This is a genomic window from Meiothermus taiwanensis WR-220, assembly GCF_003568585.1.
In the GTDB taxonomy this organism is placed as follows: Bacteria; Deinococcota; Deinococci; order Deinococcales; family Thermaceae; genus Meiothermus; species Meiothermus taiwanensis.
Genome location: NZ_CP021130.1, coordinates 332,427 through 350,552 on the forward strand (window position 1 = coordinate 332,427; position 18,126 = coordinate 350,552).

14 protein-coding genes are annotated in these 18,126 nt (G+C 66.0%); 5 read left to right on the top strand and 9 right to left on the bottom strand.

Annotated features, from left to right (window positions below; genetic code table 11):
* Window positions 1–39: 39 nt before the first annotated feature.
* From MTAI_RS01765 to MTAI_RS01785, 5 genes are all read left to right on the top strand, one after another.
* Window positions 40–1,020: a LacI family DNA-binding transcriptional regulator gene (locus MTAI_RS01765; RefSeq protein WP_027888467.1), complete on the top strand. Its 981-nt coding sequence runs from the start codon at window positions 40–42 to the stop codon at window positions 1,018–1,020.
* A 61-nt stretch (window positions 1,021–1,081) separates the two neighbouring features.
* Window positions 1,082–2,314, top strand: coding sequence for an extracellular solute-binding protein (locus MTAI_RS01770; protein ID WP_027888466.1), 1,233 nt, complete (start codon window positions 1,082–1,084; stop codon window positions 2,312–2,314).
* 56 nt (window positions 2,315–2,370) lie between these two features.
* On the top strand, window positions 2,371–3,462 hold the full coding sequence (locus MTAI_RS01775) for a carbohydrate ABC transporter permease (protein ID WP_027888465.1): 1,092 nt from the start codon (window positions 2,371–2,373) through the stop codon (window positions 3,460–3,462).
* A 10-nt stretch (window positions 3,463–3,472) separates the two neighbouring features.
* Window positions 3,473–4,855 (top strand): carbohydrate ABC transporter permease, encoded by a 1,383-nt coding sequence (locus MTAI_RS01780; RefSeq protein WP_043982856.1) that lies wholly within the window; start codon window positions 3,473–3,475, stop codon window positions 4,853–4,855.
* Window positions 4,856–4,912: 57 nt separating this feature from the next.
* A complete protein-coding gene (locus tag MTAI_RS01785) occupies window positions 4,913–6,781 on the top strand; it encodes an amylo-alpha-1,6-glucosidase (protein WP_187388569.1) in 1,869 nt (622 codons plus the stop codon).
* 28 nt (window positions 6,782–6,809) lie between these two features.
* Here the strand turns inward: MTAI_RS01785 and cutA are convergent, their stop codons facing one another.
* The 9 genes from cutA to gyrA form a co-directional block, all read right to left on the bottom strand.
* The gene (gene cutA / locus MTAI_RS01790) at window positions 6,810–7,139 is read right to left on the bottom strand and encodes a divalent-cation tolerance protein CutA (protein WP_027888462.1); all 330 of its coding nucleotides are present in this window, start codon (window positions 7,137–7,139) and stop codon (window positions 6,810–6,812) included.
* A gap of 10 nt (window positions 7,140–7,149) precedes the next feature.
* Window positions 7,150–8,046 carry a delta(1)-pyrroline-2-carboxylate reductase family protein gene (locus MTAI_RS01795; protein ID WP_027888461.1) on the bottom strand — a complete coding sequence of 299 codons (897 nt, stop codon included), beginning with the start codon at window positions 8,044–8,046 and terminating at the stop codon, window positions 7,150–7,152.
* A 9-nt stretch (window positions 8,047–8,055) separates the two neighbouring features.
* On the bottom strand, window positions 8,056–8,511 hold the full coding sequence (locus MTAI_RS01800) for an MOSC domain-containing protein (RefSeq protein ID WP_027888460.1): 456 nt from the start codon (window positions 8,509–8,511) through the stop codon (window positions 8,056–8,058).
* The gene (locus MTAI_RS15565) at window positions 8,508–9,194 is read right to left on the bottom strand and encodes a c-type cytochrome (RefSeq protein WP_280938758.1); all 687 of its coding nucleotides are present in this window, start codon (window positions 9,192–9,194) and stop codon (window positions 8,508–8,510) included. The genes MTAI_RS01800 and MTAI_RS15565 overlap by 4 nt, the downstream gene beginning before the upstream one ends.
* 109 nt (window positions 9,195–9,303) lie before the next feature.
* The gene (locus MTAI_RS01810; protein WP_027888458.1) at window positions 9,304–10,548 is read right to left on the bottom strand and encodes a molybdopterin-dependent oxidoreductase; all 1,245 of its coding nucleotides are present in this window, start codon (window positions 10,546–10,548) and stop codon (window positions 9,304–9,306) included.
* 111 nt (window positions 10,549–10,659) lie between these two features.
* Window positions 10,660–12,294 (bottom strand): DNA mismatch repair endonuclease MutL, encoded by a 1,635-nt coding sequence (mutL, locus tag MTAI_RS01815; protein ID WP_187388570.1) that lies wholly within the window; start codon window positions 12,292–12,294, stop codon window positions 10,660–10,662.
* Window positions 12,291–14,852, bottom strand: a complete 2,562-nt coding sequence (gene mutS, locus MTAI_RS01820) for a DNA mismatch repair protein MutS (protein WP_036197270.1) — start codon at window positions 14,850–14,852, stop codon at window positions 12,291–12,293. The genes mutL and mutS overlap by 4 nt, the downstream gene beginning before the upstream one ends.
* 61 nt (window positions 14,853–14,913) lie before the next feature.
* Window positions 14,914–15,426, bottom strand: coding sequence for a MogA/MoaB family molybdenum cofactor biosynthesis protein (locus tag MTAI_RS01825; RefSeq protein WP_027888456.1), 513 nt, complete (start codon window positions 15,424–15,426; stop codon window positions 14,914–14,916).
* A gap of 29 nt (window positions 15,427–15,455) precedes the next feature.
* Window positions 15,456–17,876, bottom strand: coding sequence for a DNA gyrase subunit A (gyrA, locus tag MTAI_RS01830; RefSeq protein ID WP_027888455.1), 2,421 nt, complete (start codon window positions 17,874–17,876; stop codon window positions 15,456–15,458).
* Window positions 17,877–18,126 lie beyond the last annotated feature (250 nt).

Consider the following 18,126-nt stretch of genomic DNA (forward strand, 5'->3'; position numbering starts at 1 on the left):
ATTATAAACGAAACTCTGTAAGCGTTTACAAAACCGGCTATGAACAACCAACAGACCCCCACCATTCAAGATGTGGCCCGTCTGGCCGGGGTATCCACTGGCACGGTCAGCCGGGTGCTCAACCAGCGGCCCGGGGTGCACCCCGAGACCAAAGCCCGGGTGCTCGAGGTGGTGCAGCGCCTGGGCTACGTGCCCATGCAGGCCGCCCGCGAGCTCACCGGCAAGGGCGACACCGTGGGCATTCTGCTGGCCCCTGGGGTGCGGCGCTACATCCCGTACTTTGTGCTGTTGTTCGAACGCCTTTCCGAGGCGCTGTGGCAGGCCGGGCTGCGCCTGGAGGAGACCCCCACCGACCCCGCCGGCCTGCCCCTCAAGCCGGCCAAAGGCTACATCCTGCTGGGGGCGCACGACCACGACCCCCGGCTCGAGGCCCTGGCCCAGGCCCGGACGCCCCACGTGCTGGTGGGGGTGTATCCGGGGGCTTTCTGGGTGGCACCGGACGACGAGGGTGGGGCCTATGCGGCCACCCGGCACCTGCTCGAGCTCGGCCACCGCGAGATTGCCCACCTGACCGGCCAGCCCCAACACCAGGCCGGACGGGAGCGGCTGCGCGGCTACCGACGGGCGCTCGAGGCCTACCAGGTACCCTACCGGCCCGAGCTGGTGCTGGACGGCGACTTTTCCACCCTTACGGCCTACCGGGTGGTGCGCAAGGCCTGGGAAGGGGGCCTGCGCTTCAGCGCCCTTTTCGCGGCTTCCGATGAGATGGCGGTGGGGGCCCTGGCGGCCTTGGAGGATCTGGGCCAGCGGGTGCCCCAGGACGTCTCGCTGGTGGGCTACGACGACCTGCCCGAGGTGGGCGAACAGCTCACCACCGTGCGGCAGGAGATCGCAGAGATTGCCCGTACCACGGCCCGTCTACTCAAAGAGGCCCTGGCAGGGGCCGCCCCCCATGGAGTACGGGTGCCGGTGCGCCTGGTGGTACGGGGCACCACCTGTTTGAAGGAGGTGGGAGGGTAGGAAGATATCCCAACAAAAGCGGACAAATCGGTTAAAGGCTTCATTTCTATAGGAGGAACCTATGAAGAAAATACTGGTAACCCTGGCCCTGGCTGTGCTGGGCCTGGCCTCGGCGCAAACGGTAGTGAAGCTACAAGGTTTCGGCGGCAACGATACCGCCATCATGAGCAGCCTGGTGCGGGAGATCGTAAACCCGGCCCTGGAAAAAGAAGGCATCCGGGCCGAGTACCAGGGCATCGAGGGCGATTACCGCGCGGCCCTGCTCAACGCCCTCTCGGCAGGCACCGCCGCCGACCTCTTTTATGTGGACATCTTCTGGTCGGAGCCTTTGTTTGCTTCGGGCCGGGTGGAGCCCCTGAACAAATACTTCACCCCGCAGGAGCTGGCCGTCTTCAACCGCAACCTGCTGAACGCCTTTACCCTGCGCGGCAACGTCTACGGCCTGCCCAAGGACTTCAACACCCTGGCTGTGCAGTTCAACAAAGACCTCTTCGACGAGGCCAAGGTGCCCTATCCCAACCAGACCGACACCTGGGACACCTTCAAAGACAAGCTCAAACGCGTACAGGCTGCCATTAAGGACGTGGCCGGGCTCTGCGTGGTGGCCGACCACGCCCGCTTCGGGGCTTTCGCCCACGCCACCGGCTGGCGGCCCTTCAACGCCCAGGGCCGCACCGTGCTGGACGCCAACTTCCGCCGGGCCTTCGAGTGGTACACCAGCCTGGTCAAGGATGGGGCGGGTAAGTACGCCCAGGATCTGGGCGAGGGCTGGACGGGGGGCTGCTTTGGGGCCGAGAAGGCCGCGGTGGCCATCGAGGGGGCCTGGATTGGCGGCTTCCTGCGCGACAAGGCCCCCAACATGCGCTACGGCACTACCCTGATCCCCCTCGATCCGGTCACCAAGCAGCGGGGCAACTTCATCTTCACGGTCTCCTGGAGCATGAACGCGGCCTCCAGAAACAAGGAGGCAGCCGCCAAGGTGCTGCGGGCCCTGACCAGCCCCGAGGCCCAGAACTGGATTCTCTCCCGCGGCCTGGCCCTGCCCAGCCGCAGCGCGCTGGCCAACAGCCCCATTTTCCAGCGCCCCGGCAAGGAAAACGAACTGAACCGGGTGGTCTTCCAGGGCTCGACCAGTGTGGGCGGGGCGGTGCTGCCCTTCAAGTTTGGGGCGCTGGACGGGGGTAACTGGATGCGCCCCATCAACGAGGCCTTGCAGGCGGTGATTACCGGCAAGAAGACGGTGGATCAGGCCATTGCCGACGCCCAGGCCGAGCTGAACCGCATCGTCCGCTAAAGGTTGGAGGTCTGTGGAGCAGGGCCGGGCCCTGCTCCAACCCTTAGGGGGTGTGCATGCTTCGCTCACAGCGAATAGAAGCGCTGTATGCGCTCTTGTTTCTGGCCCCGTTTTTGATTCACCTGGGCATTTTCTTCGTCTTCGCCTTTGTCCGCACGGTGGGCTTTAGCTTTACCGACGCCACCCTGATTGGGCAGTCGAGCCGGTTTGTGGGCTTTGCGAACTTCGTGGAGCTTTTCCGCGAGCCGCGCTTTCTGGCCGCCCTTACCCACTCCATCAGCTTCATGCTGGTGGTTACTACGCTGCAAACCTTTCTGGCTTTGGCCCTGGCGGCGGTGCTCAACCAGCGGCTGCGCGGGATTACCTTTTTCCGCACGGTTTACTACATTCCCAGCGTGCTCTCCTCGGCCGCGGTAACGGTCATTGCCATCTGGTTTTTCCAGAAAACCGGTTTTCTGAACACCTTTATTGGGTATATCGGCTCGCTGAGCCCGGTGCTACTGACCTTTGGGGTGCTTTTTGTGCTGGCCCAGGCGGTGCAGGTGGGCCTGGAGCGCTGGCGGGGGCTGCCAGTGCCCTGGCTCGACCCGGCCCTGGCTACCATCTCGCTGGTGGTGGCGCTGGCCCTCACCTGGGGGCTGGTGGGGCTGGGGGTGGTGCGGCCCCTCGAGGCCCGCCCCCCCGAGTTCACCTGGCTCACCAACCCCGACCGCTTTCTGGGGGTTCCCATCCCGCTTTGGAGCATCGTTATCCTCAACACCTTCACCACCATCCCCACCCTGATGCTGATCTTCCTGGCGGGCTTACAGGACATCCCCAAGAGCCTCTACGAGGCGGCCTCCATTGACGGCGCAACCCCATTGCAGCAGTTCTTTAGCGTGACCGTGCCCATGCTGCGCCCGGTGACTTTTTTGGTGATCACCCTGTCGCTCATCGGCACCTTGCAGATGTTCGACCAGGTGGCCCTGATGGGCGATGCGGCCCCGCTGGACTCGATCATCGTGCTGGCCTATTACGTCTACAACAACGTGTTTAGCGGGGAGGGCAAGGTGGGGCTGGCCTCGGCGGCGGCTTTGATTCTGGCGGGGCTGACCTTCGCCATCGTGCTCTTGCAACGGGCTTTGGGCATCTCGGAGAAGGCCCACTAGGGGGTGTGGGATGGCGACACAAGCAGTCCGACCCATGCGCAAACCGGACGAGCGCCACCTGGCCCGCCAGCGCTGGGCTCGAGCGGGCTGGGTGTATGGCACCATGCTGGCGCTGGCGGTCTTTTTTATCGGGCCCTTCTACGTGGCCTTTCTGGGTAGCCTTAAGGACAACCCGCTCGAGTGGCCCTTCCGTTACTCCTTTCCCCAGACCCAGCCCAAAAACTGGGCGGCGGCCTGGCGGCTGGGGCAGCTGGGCGCGGGCAACCCCTGGACGGGCGGGTTTGCACCGGGCGCCGAGGTTCCCTTCCAGATCAGCTATTTTGTGGAGGAAGGGCAGGAGCCCGAACCCCCCACCGTCACGGTGCCCACCCGGCGGGCCGGGGCCGGCCTGGGGGCCATCTTCGACGAGGTGCAGGCGGCCCCGTACGCCCAGGTTTCCGAGGTGCAGGAGGTGAGCCGCCGTCCGGCGGTGGTGGGGGGTCAGCCGGGCCAGATCGTGACCTATGCCTTCACCATCCGCTATCCCAGGGGCGATGCTACGGCGAGTTTACCCACGGTGCCCCGCCTGCCTTTGGATATAGAGGCCCCCAGGGGCCAGCGGTACTACGCGGCCACCCTCGACCCCAACCGCCTCGAGCGCCGCGGACGGGTGGCGAGCTGGGATAGCATCACACCGGGCTTCTTCGGCTACGTTTTCCGCAACTATGTGCGGGTCTTCAACGAGGCCCGCGACCCCAACACCGGGGCCAGCTTCTTTCTGCGCTGGACGGCCAACAGCTTTTTTGTGAGCCTGGCGGTGGTGCTCACCACCCTGCTCTTTGCCTCGCTGGGGGGCTACGCCCTGGCCCGCATGTACCTGCCGGGCAAGAACTACCTGTTCGCCTTCATCGTCTTTACCATGACCGTGCCCGGCCAGGCCACCTTTATCTCCAACTACCTGGTGCTGCGCGACCTGGGCTTGCTGGGGAGCCTGTGGGGCATGATCGTCTGGAGCGCGGTGGGGGCGGGGGCGGTGTTTATCATGAAGCAGTTTTTCGAATCCATCCCCCGCGAGATCGAGGAGGCGGCCCTGATCGACGGGGCCACCCCCGTCACCACCTTCTTCCGCATCATCCTGCCCATGGCCACACCCGCGCTGGGGGCGCTCACCATCCTGACCTTCCAGGGTATGTGGAACGAGTTTTTCAAAGCGGCGGTGGTGCTCTCGGGCCAGCAGGCCAGCTACACCCTGCCCCTGGGCCTTTCCTTCTTCCGCAGCGCCTACGGAGTGGCGGGCGACTGGGGCCTGATGCTGGCCAGCGCCTTCCTTTCCATGATCCCCATTATCATCTTGTTCGTGGTGTTTCAGCGCTACTTTGTGGAAGGGGTTTCCACCAGTGCGCTCAAGGGATGAGGCCGGTACCTACCGCCAGTCCATACCCTACTGGAGCCTTAAGATAGAGGGTTTTTAATGCTTCCGCTCAAAGAAGACGATACTTACGCAGTTTTATCAGACCAGGGCCTGGTGGAAGCGGGGGAGCAGGGCTTTTACCGGCACGATACCCGCTACCTCTCGAGGTACACCTGGATGCTGCCGGGCTTCAGCCTGCTGCTCTCGCACAGCCCCCGCCCCGACCGCCTGGTGCAGCACTGGAGCTGGATTAAAGGCCCCGATCAGGTGGTGGGGGTGCGGCGGGAGCTCCAGATGGAGCGGGGTGGGTTCTGGGAGCGGCTGGAGCTGGAGAACACCGCACTGGAAGCCCAGGCCGTGGAGATTGCCCTGCAGGCCCAGGCCGATTTTGCCGACCTGTTCGAGGCCAGGGGCTGGCACAAGGTTAACCGCAAGATCCAGGGCCTCGAGTACACCGCCCCCGACGGCCTGCGGCTGGCTACCCGCCTCACCTTCGACCCCCCTCCGGTTCAAGAGACACCGCTCGAGGGCGGCGCGGTGTACACCTGGCGCTTCGACCTAGAACCCAAGCAGAAAGTGCTTTTGCACCTGAAGGGCCGCTTCGAGAGCCCCTTCGAGCCCCACACCCCACCCCTGCCCAGCTACCAGGAGTGGCGGCAGCGCTTCCCCCTGCAGATGGAAAGCGGGCGCAGCCAGCAGGTTCTGGAGCAGGCCATCGCCGACCTGCGGGCGCTGCTTTTCTCCCTGCCCGAGGGGCTGTTTCCGGCGGCGGGGATCCCCTGGTATGTCTGCCCTTTTGGCCGCGACTCCCTGCTAACGGCCTACATGATGCAGCCCTGGGCCAGCGAGGTAACCCAGGGGGTGCTGACCTACCTGGCCAAGTACCAGGGCCGGGAGGTGAACCCGTTTTTGGACGAGACCCCCGGCAAGATCATCCACGAGATGCGCCTGGGTGAGCTTTCGCGCACCGGCCAGGTGCCCTTTGCCCGCTACTACGGCACCGTGGACGCTACCCCGCTGTTTGTCATCCTGCTGCACCGGTACTGGAAAGACAGCGGCGATATGGCCTTTGTGCGCCGCTTGCAGCCCCACTGGGAGGCGGCCCTGGCCTGGATGACCGACTACGCCGACCCCGACCAGGACGGCTTTCTGGAGTACGCCCCCAACACCCAGAAGGGCCACCTGGTGCAGTCCTGGAAAGACTCCTTCGACTCCCAGAGCCACCAGGACGGCTCGCTGGCCCAGGGGGCCATTGCCGTATGTGAGGTGCAGGGCTATGCCTATATGGCCTATCGGTGCGCGGCGGAGTTTTACCGGGCGCTGGGCGAGGCCGCTCAAGCCGAAGCATGGGAGGCCAAAGCCCAGGCCCTCAGGACGCGCTTCCACCAGGCCTTCTGGCTGCCCGAACTGCGTACCTACGCGGCGGGCCTGGATGGGGAAAAACGACCCATGGCCATCCTCACCTCTAACCCCGGCCACCTGCTGTGGAGCGGCATCGTGCCGGAGGAGGTAGCCCCCCAACTGATCGAGACCCTCTTCTCCGAGGCGCTTTTTAGCGGCTGGGGGGTGCGCACCCTGGGCGCGGGGGAGGTGCGCTACAACCCGCTCTCGTACCACAACGGCTCGGTCTGGCCGCACGACAACGCCCTGTTGATTGGGGGGCTGGTGCGCTACGGCTTTTACGAGGAGGCCCTGCGGGCCATGGAGGCCCTCTTCCGCTTAGCCATGAGCCAGCCCGACGGGCGCCTGCCGGAGCTGGTGGGGGGCTACCCCAAGCGGGAAGGGGAGCCGCCGGTGCCCTACCCGGCTTCTTGCCGGCCCCAGGCCTGGGACGCGGCGGCGGTGGTGTATATGCTGCGGCTTCTTCAGGAGATTGACCGTAAGCATCCGGTGCAGGGGCTTTTGGCGCTGGCCACACTTCGGGTGTAGCTACAGCCGCACGCGGCCGGGGTAGGGGTTAGCCCCCGACCCCGCCTGTCCCGGTGCTCTCGCTGATCCAATCCAGGTAGCTCATTGACCCCTGCTCGATGGCCAGGGCGATGATCTCGGGCACCTGGTAGGGGTGCAGCGCTTTGATGCGGGCTTCCAGGGCGGGGTAGCGCTCCTGGCGGGTTTTGATGATGAGCAGCAGTTCGCTGCTCTCCTCGACCTGGCCCTGCCAGCGGTAGACCGAGGTGAGGCCTGGCAGGAGGTTGACACAGGCCGCGAGTTCCTCGTGTACCAATGTGCGGGCAATGCGCCGGGCGGTCTCGAGGTCGGGAACGGTGCAAAAAACCGTGAGGTACATGCCTACCAGCTTACCGGATGCCCAGCGATTGCACCGCCAGGCGGGCTGCGGCCAGATCCCACAGCGCATGCCCCACGCTCTTGAAGAGCACCGTACTCGAGGCCGGCCTGGGTTGCTGCAGGGCCGCCTCGAGCGGCTGCACAAGGTTCCAGTCCGCCCCGGCCTGCAAAAGGTCGCCGGCCTCCGCACGGGCCCCCTCGAGGGTATCCACGTACAGCCGGGCCTGCCGCACCAGCTCCGGGGCCACCTCGGCCATCTCGGGACGGTAGGCCCCCACGGCGGCGATAAAAGCCCCCGCAGGCGCTCGCCGCAGCACCGGGGTGGGGCTGGTGGTGGCGGTTACGATCAGGCGCACCTCCTCGAGGACGGGCTCGAGGCTGCGCACGGCCTGGGCCCGCAGGCCGCGCCCACGGGCGTAGGAGGCCAGGGCTTCGGCGTGTTCGAAGTGGCGCGAGTGCACGTATACCTTGTCGGTGCCCAGGCCCTCCTGAAAGGCCTCCAGGTGGCTTCTGGCCTGCACGCCCGCCCCGATGATGAGCAGGGTGCCGGTGGGATGGGGGGCCAGGGTCTGGGCGGCCAGCAGCGAGACCGCCGCCGTGCGCCGGGCCGTGACCACCGCGCCGTCCAGCAGGGCCAGCCGCTCGCCGGTATCGGTGCGCATCACCCAGACCTCGGCCCGCACGCTGGGGCGCTCTTGGGGGTGTACCGTCACCAGTTTGGTCACGGTGATCTGGGGGTCGGTGGCGGGCATCAGCAGCAGGGTGGCCCCGCCCGCCAGCGGTACCACCAGGCGCTCGGGGGCCTGAACCAGCCCCTGGGCACGGGCCTCGAGCACCCCGGCGATGGCCTGGGCCAGGGCCGGGTAGGGGAGGGCTTGGGCGGTTTCTTCAGCGGTGAGAATGCGCATGACCCCAGCCTACCCCATGCGGGGCAAGGGGTTGGGGGTGAGCACCTCCACCGGGTCACCTATGCGCACCACCCCACCATGTAATACCCGCGCATACATTCCACGGGCCTTGTAGAGCAGCTTGGGCAGGCGCAGATCGAAGGCCGAGAGGGCCTCGCAGACCGTGCAGATGGTGGTGAGCTCGAGCACCGCCGTTCCGATCTTCAACCGACTGTGCGGGCCCAGTGCATGGGGGTCGAAGTCCACCAGCAGGTTCTCCCCCAAGGCCCCCCAGGGCAGCTCGATGCCGGCCTGGCGTGCTTTGGCGTAGCTGGTCTGCCCGGCGATGAGCACCGCCCGGTCGGGGTGCTTGCCAAAATGCCGGTCGCCCAGCACGCCCTGGCCCTCCACCAGACGAGCCTGCGCCAGGGCCGGCTTGGGCAGCGCAGGCTCTAGCCCAGCATGGAGGGAGAGGATCCGGTTCATCGCAGGCCGAGCTGTTGTCTTGCCGCCAGCACCTGCTGGGCCGTCAGGTTCTTGTTGCGCTGGGCCTGGATCTCCTCCGGCGTAAAGGGGGATTGGCCGCTGGGGAAGGCATTGCCCCACTGGGTTGCGATGTGGTTGAGAAGAGCGGCGATCTCGGCATTGCTGAGCTGGGGGTAAGCGGGCATCATGCCGTTATAGTTGGCCCCCTTGACGCTGATGCTGCCCTGTAACCCGTAGAGTAAGACCTGGACAAGCCACTCCCGCCCCCCTTTGGCCGCCAGAATGTCCGGTATGTGACCGGCCAGCGGAGGAAACACCCCGGGTACACCCGCCCCGTTGGCCTGATGGCAGCCTACGCAGTTGCTGTAAAGGGCTGCGCCATTGGCAGGCGCTGAGGCTGCAGGACTGGCCGGGGCCGGGGCGGCAGCCCCTGGAGCCAGATAGGTGGCCAGGTAATTCAGGATGGCCGCCCGCTCCTCGTTGGTGAGGCGCAGGCCGTAGCTTTGCATCTCGGTGATTATCGCGTCCCAGCGATCCCGGGGCTGGCGCTCCCGGGATACAAAGCCTATGTCATGGCAGGTCTGGCATTTTTGCAGAACCAGCTCACGCCCAGGGCCTTCGGGCAGGGCATTCTGCCCCAGACCCATCAGTATTCCAGCGGTCAGTAAGAGTCCTGCCCACACAAACAAACGTTGTTTTATCAAGAGATACCTCCCTGGGGTTTAGGGTAGCCTGGGTGTGCGAAAAGGTTATACCGGCGATGTTGCCGGTCGAACCTGCTACCCTGCGGCTTCAGGTAACCGTAAACTTGACCCGCATGATGCCGTTCCACTCGTAGCCGCGCTCGTTCCACCAGACGTTGCCGTTAAGGGGTTGGGTACGGCCCACGGCGTCGGTGGCCCGAACCATGGCTTCGTACTCCCCCGGGGCCAGGAGCTGGGGCGAGACCCAGTGGTACCAGCCATACTTGCCATTGTCCCGCTCGATGAGGGCCTTGCGCCAGGTGGTACCCCCGTTCAGCGAGACCTCGATGGTCTCGATGGGGGCCAGACCGTCGTTCCAGGCTACGCCGCGGATATCCACCCGCCGGCCTCTAACGCTGGCACCCGGCAGGGGGGAGAGGATGAAGGAGTTGATGTTGGCCATCCAGTTGGAGCGGGAGTTCTCCAGGGTGTAGTTGTAGCGGCTGCCGGGCTGGGTGGGCAGGATGGGGATGTTGACGCCCGGTAGCACCGGCACCCGGTAGCGCGGCACCTGCTCGTTGCCGCTGCTTTCGCTGGCGGTGAACTCTACCTTGGCGATCCACTTTACGTTGGCAGTGCCAAAGGTACCTGCGGCAACCAACCGCACCGGCCCCCCGTGGACAGCCGGGAGGGGCTCGCCGTTCATGCCCAGGGCCAGCATGGCGCTGCTGTACTCCATGACGCTGATGGGGAAGCTCTTCTCGTAAGGGGCGGCCCCGCCCTGGGTGGAGGCGTTCATGGTGATGAAGCGGGCCTTGGGGTCTAGATTGACCCCTTTGGCCTCGAGCAGGGTCTTGAGTAGCACCCCCCGCCAGGTGACCTGCCCCACGCCGCCATACGTCCAGGGGTTGCCTGAGGGGCGTGGGTTGAAGAAGCTGCGGCCGTTGCCTGAGCACTGGAGCACGGTGGTAACCTCGGTCTGGGGCAGCCTGGAGAGCTCCTCCACCGTGACTTTGAAGGGCTTGTCGATCAGACCGCTGAACTCTACCTCCCAGCCCGGCTGCACATTGGGCTCGGTGGTATTTAGACCGGGTAGGTCGATGTTGTTACGGACGAAAAGGTTGGCCTTGCTGGTAATACGTTCGCTTCCCAGGAGTTCCAGCGTCGACTCCAAAACCACCGGGCGCGGGGAGAGTACCACCAGCTTGGGGTTCTTACCCCGGACGACCTGGTCGGCGGTGGGTTGCTGCTGGGCAAAGCTGCTGCCCATCAAGCCTACTGCGCCTGCGGCGGCTGTTGTTTTCAGGAAGGTGCGCCGATCCATCTCGAGCTGTTCCAGGTTTTTATCTTTCATGATGGCCTCCTTAGATTACCCAGCGGATGAAAGGAGTCTGGGACTGATTTATAGATTCCCCCCAACTATACCCCTCGGCCCTAGGATACTCAAGAGGGGTATATTACAGGGCTACTCGGTGCGGTGCGGGCTGGGTTCCACCACTGCGCGCACGCCCCGCCGGCCAAAGCGCCGGGCCAGCTCGCCCTCGCCCAGCACCAGCACCGTGGGCCGCCCATGCGGGCAGACCCAGGGCAGCTCGCACCCGGCCAGCGCGTCCAGCAAGGCCTGGGCCGAGGCGCTGGCGAGTGGGTGTCCGGCCTTGATGGCGGGCAGGCAGGCCAGCCGGGCCAGCACCGTGCGCCAGGCAACGGCGAAGCTCGAGGCCCCCAGGCTGCCCTTCACCACCTCGCCCACCAGCGAGGGGTAGCCGGCCAGGAAGGCCGGGATGGTGCGGACGCGGTACCTGCCGGGGCCAAAGGGTTCGATCTGCAACCCGGCCTGCTCGAGCGCCTCCAGCCGTTCGGCCAGGTTTATCTCTTCGCCCAGGCTCAAGGAAAGCAGCTCGGGGTGGGGCAGCTCGAGCGGAGGTTCCTCGAGGTAGCGGCGCGACAGCTCCTCGTAGAGGATGCGCTCGTGGGCGGCGTGCTGGTCCACCACATACAGCTCGTCCCCGGCCTCGGCCAGCAGGTACAGCTCGCGGAAGCTGCCCAGGTAGCGCAGGCGGGGAAAGCGGGCCCGCTGCACCGGGGCCGGGCCGGTGAGGGGGGTGGGTTCGGGCAGGGCGCGGGCCAGGGGGTGGGCCGAGAGCAGCCCCTGCACGGCCTGGGAGACAAAGCCCAGGATGGCCTCGGGCCGGATCAGCCGAACCCTGGACTTGTCGGGCGAGGTGTTGACAAGCAGGTGTTCGGTGGGAAGCTCCAGGTTCAGCACCCCCACCGGAAACTGGCCCGTTGGGAGGAGCTCCTTGTAGGCGGCCAGCACCGCTTGCAACAAAGGCTCGGGCCACTCCACCGGGCGCTGGTTGAGCGCCAGCAGCAGCCGGTCGCGCCGGGGGCGGGAGAGTTCCGGCCTGGAGAGCAGGCCCCGCAGGGTAAAAGGCCCCTCGGCGGCCTCGAGCGGCAGCAGCCGGTTGGCCACCACCGAGCCCCACAGCAGCTTGACCACCTCGGCAAAGCCACCCCCGGCGTGGGCGATCTTCTCCTCGCCGTCCACCACCAGCCGCAGGGCTATTTCCGGGCGGTGCAGCAGGTAGCGCGAGACCAGGTGCACCACCTTGCGCGCCTCGACGGCGGGGGCCTCGAGGGCGTTGCGGCGGGCGGGCAGGTGACAGAAGAGCGCCGTCACCTCGACCTGGGTTCCGGCGGGGGCGGGGTGTTCGTGCAGTTCGGTTTTGTCCTGAAAAGCCGTCAGGGTGGCCCCGCCAAGCTGCTGGGGGGGCCTCGAGGTGAGCCGCACCTGGGCGGCCTGGCGGATGGCCCACAGCCCCTCCCCCCGAAAGCCCAGGGTGCGGATGTTTTGCAGGTCGGTGAGCTTGCTGGTGGTGTGGTGCTCGAGGGCCAGTTCCAGCTCCTCCTTGGGGATGCCCAGGCCGTTGTCGCGCACCAGGATTTTGTCCAGCCCCCCGCCCCACAGCTCGATATAAAGCCGGGTGGCGCCCGCGTCCAGGGCGTTCTCGAGCAGCTCCCGCACCACGTCGGCGGGGCCCGAGATCACCTCACCAGCGGCAATCTCGCGGATGAGTTCGGGCGGCAGTTTGCGAATCATACCTGCGAAAGGCGTTCCGCTTCGGCCTCCTGAGGGGCCAGGCCCCGGAGCTGGTCTTGCAGCCGGCGCAGGAACAGCAGGGCCTCCAGGGGGCTGGTGCGGGCCAGGTCGAGCTGCAAAAGCTCTTCCAGAATCTCTTTGGACAGCCCCTTCTGGCTGGCTTCCAGGCTGTCCAGCACGCTTCTGGCCCGCTGCAAGACGGCCTGGGGGAGCCCCGCCAGCCGGGCTACCTCGAGGCCGTAGCTCTGGCTGGCCGGGCCGGGCAACACCTGGTGATAAAACACCAGGCCCCCTGCTTCCTCTTTGGCGGCTACGTGGGCGTTGCGGGCTGCGGCCATGCGCAGGGGCAGGGCGGTGAGCTCGAAGTAGTGGGTGGCAAACAGGGTGTAGGCCCGCACCTGGTCGTGCAGGTACTCGCAGGCCGCCCAGGCCAGGGCCAGCCCATCGTAGGTGCTGGTGCCGCGCCCGATCTCGTCCAGCAGCACCAGGCTCCTGGGCGTGGCCCCCTGCAGGATGCCGGCCAGCTCGTCCATCTCCACCATAAAGGTGCTGCGCCCGCCGGCGATATCGTCGGAGGCTCCAATCCGGGTGTAGATGCGGTCGAAGAGGGGCAGGGTGGCCGACTCGGCCGGCACGAAGGAGCCCACCTGGGCCAGCAGGGCGATCAGGGCGGTCTGCCGCAGGTAGGTGGATTTGCCGGCCATGTTGGGGCCGGTCAGGATCAGCAGCCGGGCCGCCGGGCTCATCGTGAGGTCGTTGGGGATGAAGGGGTTGTTGCGCTCCACCACCGGGTGACGCCCGGCCACAATCTGCAAGGTTCCATCCCGGGAGAAGCGGGGGCGGCTGTAGCCGTACTCCACCGCGGCCTCGGCCAGTGCGGCGTACACGTCCAGCTCGGCCAGCACCTGCGCGGCCTGGCGCACCTCGTCGGCGGCCTGGGCCACCCGTTCGCGCAGCTCGAGGAAGACCGCGTACTCGCGCTTGACGGCCTCGGTCTCAGCCTGCAGAATTCTGCGCTCCTGCTCCTTAAGTTCGGGTGTGCTGAAGCGCATGCGGTCTTTGAGGGTTTGCAAGGCCCGCCAGTCCTTGGGCACCAGGGCGTAGTGGGGCCGGGTGACCTCGAGGTAATACCCAAACACCGCGTTGTAGCCCACCTTCAGGTTGGGGATGCCGGTCTTTTCGCGTGCCTCGCTTTCCAGCCGGGCGATCCAGGCCCGCCCTTCCTCGGCCCGCTGGCGCAGCTCGTCCAACTCGGGGTCGAAGCCCTCGCGGATCAGGCCGCCGTCGGTAATTTTGAGCGGTGGGTCTTCTACCAGCGCCGCGGCGATCTGCTCGGCCACCTGGGATAGATCGGGCAGGCGCTCGGATACGCTCAAGAGCGGCCCCACCCCGGCCAGCAGCCCGGCCAGCTCGGGCAGCAGGGCCAGGCTGCGCTGCAAGGCCGCAAGGTCGCGGGGGCTGGCCCGTCCGGCCAGCAGGCGGGCGGCCAGGCGCTCGAGGTCGTGCATCCGGTAGAGCACCTTGCGCACCTCGGCCCGCAGCACCCCGTCCTTCACCAGGGCCTCCACCGCATCCAGCCGGGCTTGCAGGGGGGCTTCCTCCACCAGCGGATGCCGCAGCCAGGCCCGCAGCAGGCGTCGCCCCGGCGCGGTGCGGGTCAGGCCCAGCACCCCCAGGAGGGTGCGCTCCTCGCTGCGGTCGCCCACAAAGCTGGGCTCGAAGATCTCCAGGGTGCGCAGGGTGGCCTCGCTGAGCTGCATGAAGGCGCCGGGGTCGTAGCGCACGAAGCTGCGCACCTGGGGCAGCCCGTTTTCCTGCACCCGCAGGGCGTAGGCCAGCACCGCCCCCGCCGAACGCTGCAGCGCGGGGTGCTCGAGGCCGGCGGGCAGGGGGTCGAACTGCTTGTGCAGGGCGGCTTTCCCCACCCCGTCCTGAAAGCCCTCCTCCGAGAGCATCACCGGAAAGCGCCGCTGGAACTCCTGCAAAAAGGTGGGGTTGTGGTACAGCTCCGGGGCCAGCAGCACCTCGGCGGGCCGGAAGCGGAAAAGCTCGTCGTAGAGGGCGCTTTTACTATAGAGCACGCTGCCTCGAAACTCCCCGGTGGAGACGTCCAGCAGGGCCAGGCCGTAGCCGTCGCCGGTGCTGATGGCGGCCAGGTAGTTGGCTTCGGGCTTCAGCAGGTTCTCGCGCAGGATGGTGCCGGGGGTGAGCAACTGCGTGACCTCGCGGCGCACCAGCTTGTCGGCCTCTTCGGCCAGCTCGACCTGGTCGGCCACCGCCACCCGGAAGCCCAGCTTGAGCAGTTTTTCCAGGTGCACGTCCACCGAGCGCACCGGAATGCCGGCCATGGGGGTGGTGAAGTCCTTGGCGGTTTTGTGGGTTAGGGTAAGGTTCAGGGCCCTGGAGAGCCGCTCGGCGTCCTCGCCGAAGGCCTCGTAAAAGTCGCCCACCTGGAACAGCAGCAGGTAATCGGGATAAGCGTCCCGTAGTTCGACGTACTGTTCGAGCAGAGGTGGTAGGGGCCCGGGCCCCTGGCCCTTGAGGGTCATGCTCCCCATGATACCCCCAAGCAGCCGGGTTCAAGGATGGGCGCTTGTGTTGTGCAGGACAAAGGAAGAACTACCGGGCCACTTCCCAGGCCAGGTGCTCGAGTTCGGGCTTGATCAGCTTCTCCCAGGCCACCTTCACCGCATTGGGCGAGCCGGGGGTGGAGATCACCACCTTTTTGCGGTAGGTGCCGGCGGTGGCCCGCGAGAGCATGGCCGCGGCCCCCACCTCGCTGTAGGAGAGCATCCGGAACAGCTCGCCGAAGCCTGGCATGGGTTTCTCGATCTTGCGGGCCAGCACGTCGTAGGTGGTGTCGCGCGGGGCGATGCCGGTGCCGCCGTTGAACAAGATAATCTGCGCCCCGGCCTGCACCATCTCCTCGAGGGCCTGGGCCACCTGGTCGGGCTCGTCCTTGATGATGCGGTAGCCCACCACCCTGTGCCCCAGCGCCTCAATTTCGGGCTTGAGGTAGTGGTAATTGGTGTCGGTCTCGGGGGTGCGGGTATCGGAGACCGTCACGATGGCAAGGCTCACCGGGCCCCGGGCCCTGGCAATCTCCCTGTGCTTGGCGGTGCTCTCGGACATGCCAGTTATTGTATGCCGCTCGAGGGCGCCTAATCCTGCGGTGCAATCACAAAGGCCGAGGCGATCTCATCCCGATCGCTCAGGTTCATCACCTTGACCCCACTGGTGGCCCGCCCGTACTGGGCTATGCTGGAAACCTTGGTGCGGATGGCGTTGCCCCGCCGCGAGAGCACCAGCAGGTCTTCGTTCCCCTGTACGCGCATCAGGGCCGCTAGCTGGCCCACCTTTTCGTTGGTGTTGAAGGTGATCACCCCCATGCCGCCCCGGCCCTGCACGGGATACTCGGAGACGGGGGTACGCTTGCCGTAGCCGTGCGTGCCCACCGCCAGTACCTCGCCTTCTTCGCCCTTGGGCAGAATGACCAGCGAGACCACCCGGTCGTTGCGGCCCTCTTTGAAGCGGATGCCGGTCACGCCCTGGCTGGCCCGTCCGGTGGCCCGCACGTCCGACAGCTCAAAGCGAATGGCCTGGCCGCTCTGGGTTGCGAGCATCACCTGGTCGCCTTCCTGGGCGATAGCCACCCCCACCAGGGCATCGTTTTCTACCAGATTGATGGCAATCAGGCCGGCGCTGCTGAGGTTTTGGTATTCCTTAATTTCGGTCTTCTTAATCAGGCCGTCCCTGGTAGCGAACACAAAGTAGCCTTCCTGGGTCAGGTCGCGCACGTTGAGCAGGGCCGCAACCTCCTCGCCCTCTTGCAAGGGCAGCAGGCTCACGATGTGGGTGCCTCGAGCCTGCCGGCTGGCCTCGGGCAGCTCGTGGACTTTCTCGCCGTAGACCCGGCCGCGGTTGGTGAAGATCAGCAGGGTGTCGTGCATCGAGGCCACAAACACCGAGATGGCCTCGTCCTCTTCCTTGGTTTTGCTAGCTGTGCCCCCCGAGCCGCCGCGGCCCTGGGCCCGGTAAGCCTCGAGCGGGGTGCGCTTGACGAAGCCCTGGCTGGTCAGGGTGATGACCATCGGCTCGTCCTCAATCAGATCCTCGAGGCTGAAGCCCTCCTCGAACTCGGTAATCTGGGTGCGCCGCTGGTCGCCGTATTTGTGCTTGATTTCCAGCAGCTCGTCCCTCACCACCTGCCACAACCGCTTCTCGTCGCCCAGGATGGCCTCGAGCCGGCCAATCTCCTCCATCAGCTCGCGGTACTCGGCCTGGAGTTTGTCGCGCTCGAGGCCCACCAGCCGCTGCAAACGCATGTCCAGGATGGCCTGGGCCTGCACCTCGGTCAGGCTAAAGCGGCTCATCAGCCCGCTGCGGGCTTCGGCGGCATCCTGCGAACCCCGGATCAGGGCGATCACCTCGTCGATGTGGTCGAGGGCAATCAGGAGTCCCTCGAGCACGTGGGCCCGCTCTCTGGCCTTACGCAGCTCGTACTCGGTGCGCTTGCGCACCACCAGGCCCCGGTGGTCGAGGTAGTGGCGCATGAGTTCCAGCAGGGTGAGCACCTTGGGCTCGCCCTTGACAATCGCCAGCAGGTTCACGGTGAAGCTGGTCTGCAGGCGGGAGTGTTTGTAGAGCTTGTTGAGCACCACCTGGGGGTTGGCCCCGCGCTTGAGCTCCACCGCAATGCGCATCCCCTGGCGATCCGACTCGTCGCGCAGGGCTGCGATCTCGTCGATCACCTTGTTGCGCACCAGCGAGGCGATCTGGGCGATCAGGTCGGCCTTGTTGACCTGGTAAGGAATCTCGGTAAAGACCAGCATGGCCCGCCCGTTTTTCTCCTCGTGGCGCACCCGGGCCCGCACCTTCAGGCTGCCGCGTCCGGTGGCGTAGGCCTCCTTGATACCCCGGCGCGAGAGCTTGGCGCCGGTGGGGAAGTCGGGGCCGGGCAGCACCTTCATGACCTCCTCGAGGGTCACCCCGGGGTTGTCGATCATCAGCACCAGCGCATCCACCACCTCGCCGAGGTTGTGGGGCGGGAGGCTGGTGGCCATGCCCACGGCGATCCCCGCCGAGCCGTTGACCAGCAGGTTGGGCAGGGCCGCCGGGAGCACCTCGGGCTGGAGCTGGGTGCCGTCGTAGTTGGGCACGAAGGGCACGGTTTCCTTGTCGAGGTCTTGCAAAAGCTCGAGGCCTATATTGGAAAGCCGGGCCTCGGTGTAGCGCTGGGCCGCCGGGGGGTCGCCGTCCACCGAACCGAAGTTACCCTGCCCGTCGATCAGGGGGTAACGCAGGTTCCAGGGCTGCGCCAGGCGTACTAAGGTGTCGTAGATGGCGGCGTCGCCGTGGGGGTGGAACTTACCCATCACCTCGCCCACAATCTTGGCGCATTTGACGTGTTTGCGGCTGGGCAGTACGCCGTCCTGGTAGGCCCCGTAGAGGATGCGCCGCTGCACCGGCTTGAGGCCGTCGCGCACATCGGGTAAGGCCCGGTCTACAATGACCGACATGGCGTAATTGATGAAGCTTTGCTTGACTTCGTCGGTGATTTCAACGGGTAAGACTTGGGACATTCAATATCTCCTGTGTGCGACACAAAAAAAGCGCATGTGGGCGCGCTTTATATCCAGCGCTCCATTATACTCCAATCGGCGTGATTATGGAATAAACATAAAAATCCTCCAGTGCACAGGGCGTGTACTCGAATGTCCATGATCCGCCTTGCAGCCACTACCGTATACTCAACCCGGGCGTAGTGCTCGCGAATGCCTGGGACGGCTTTTTAGTCCACGGGCTGGAAGCGGAAGGTGCTCGAGCAAAGTA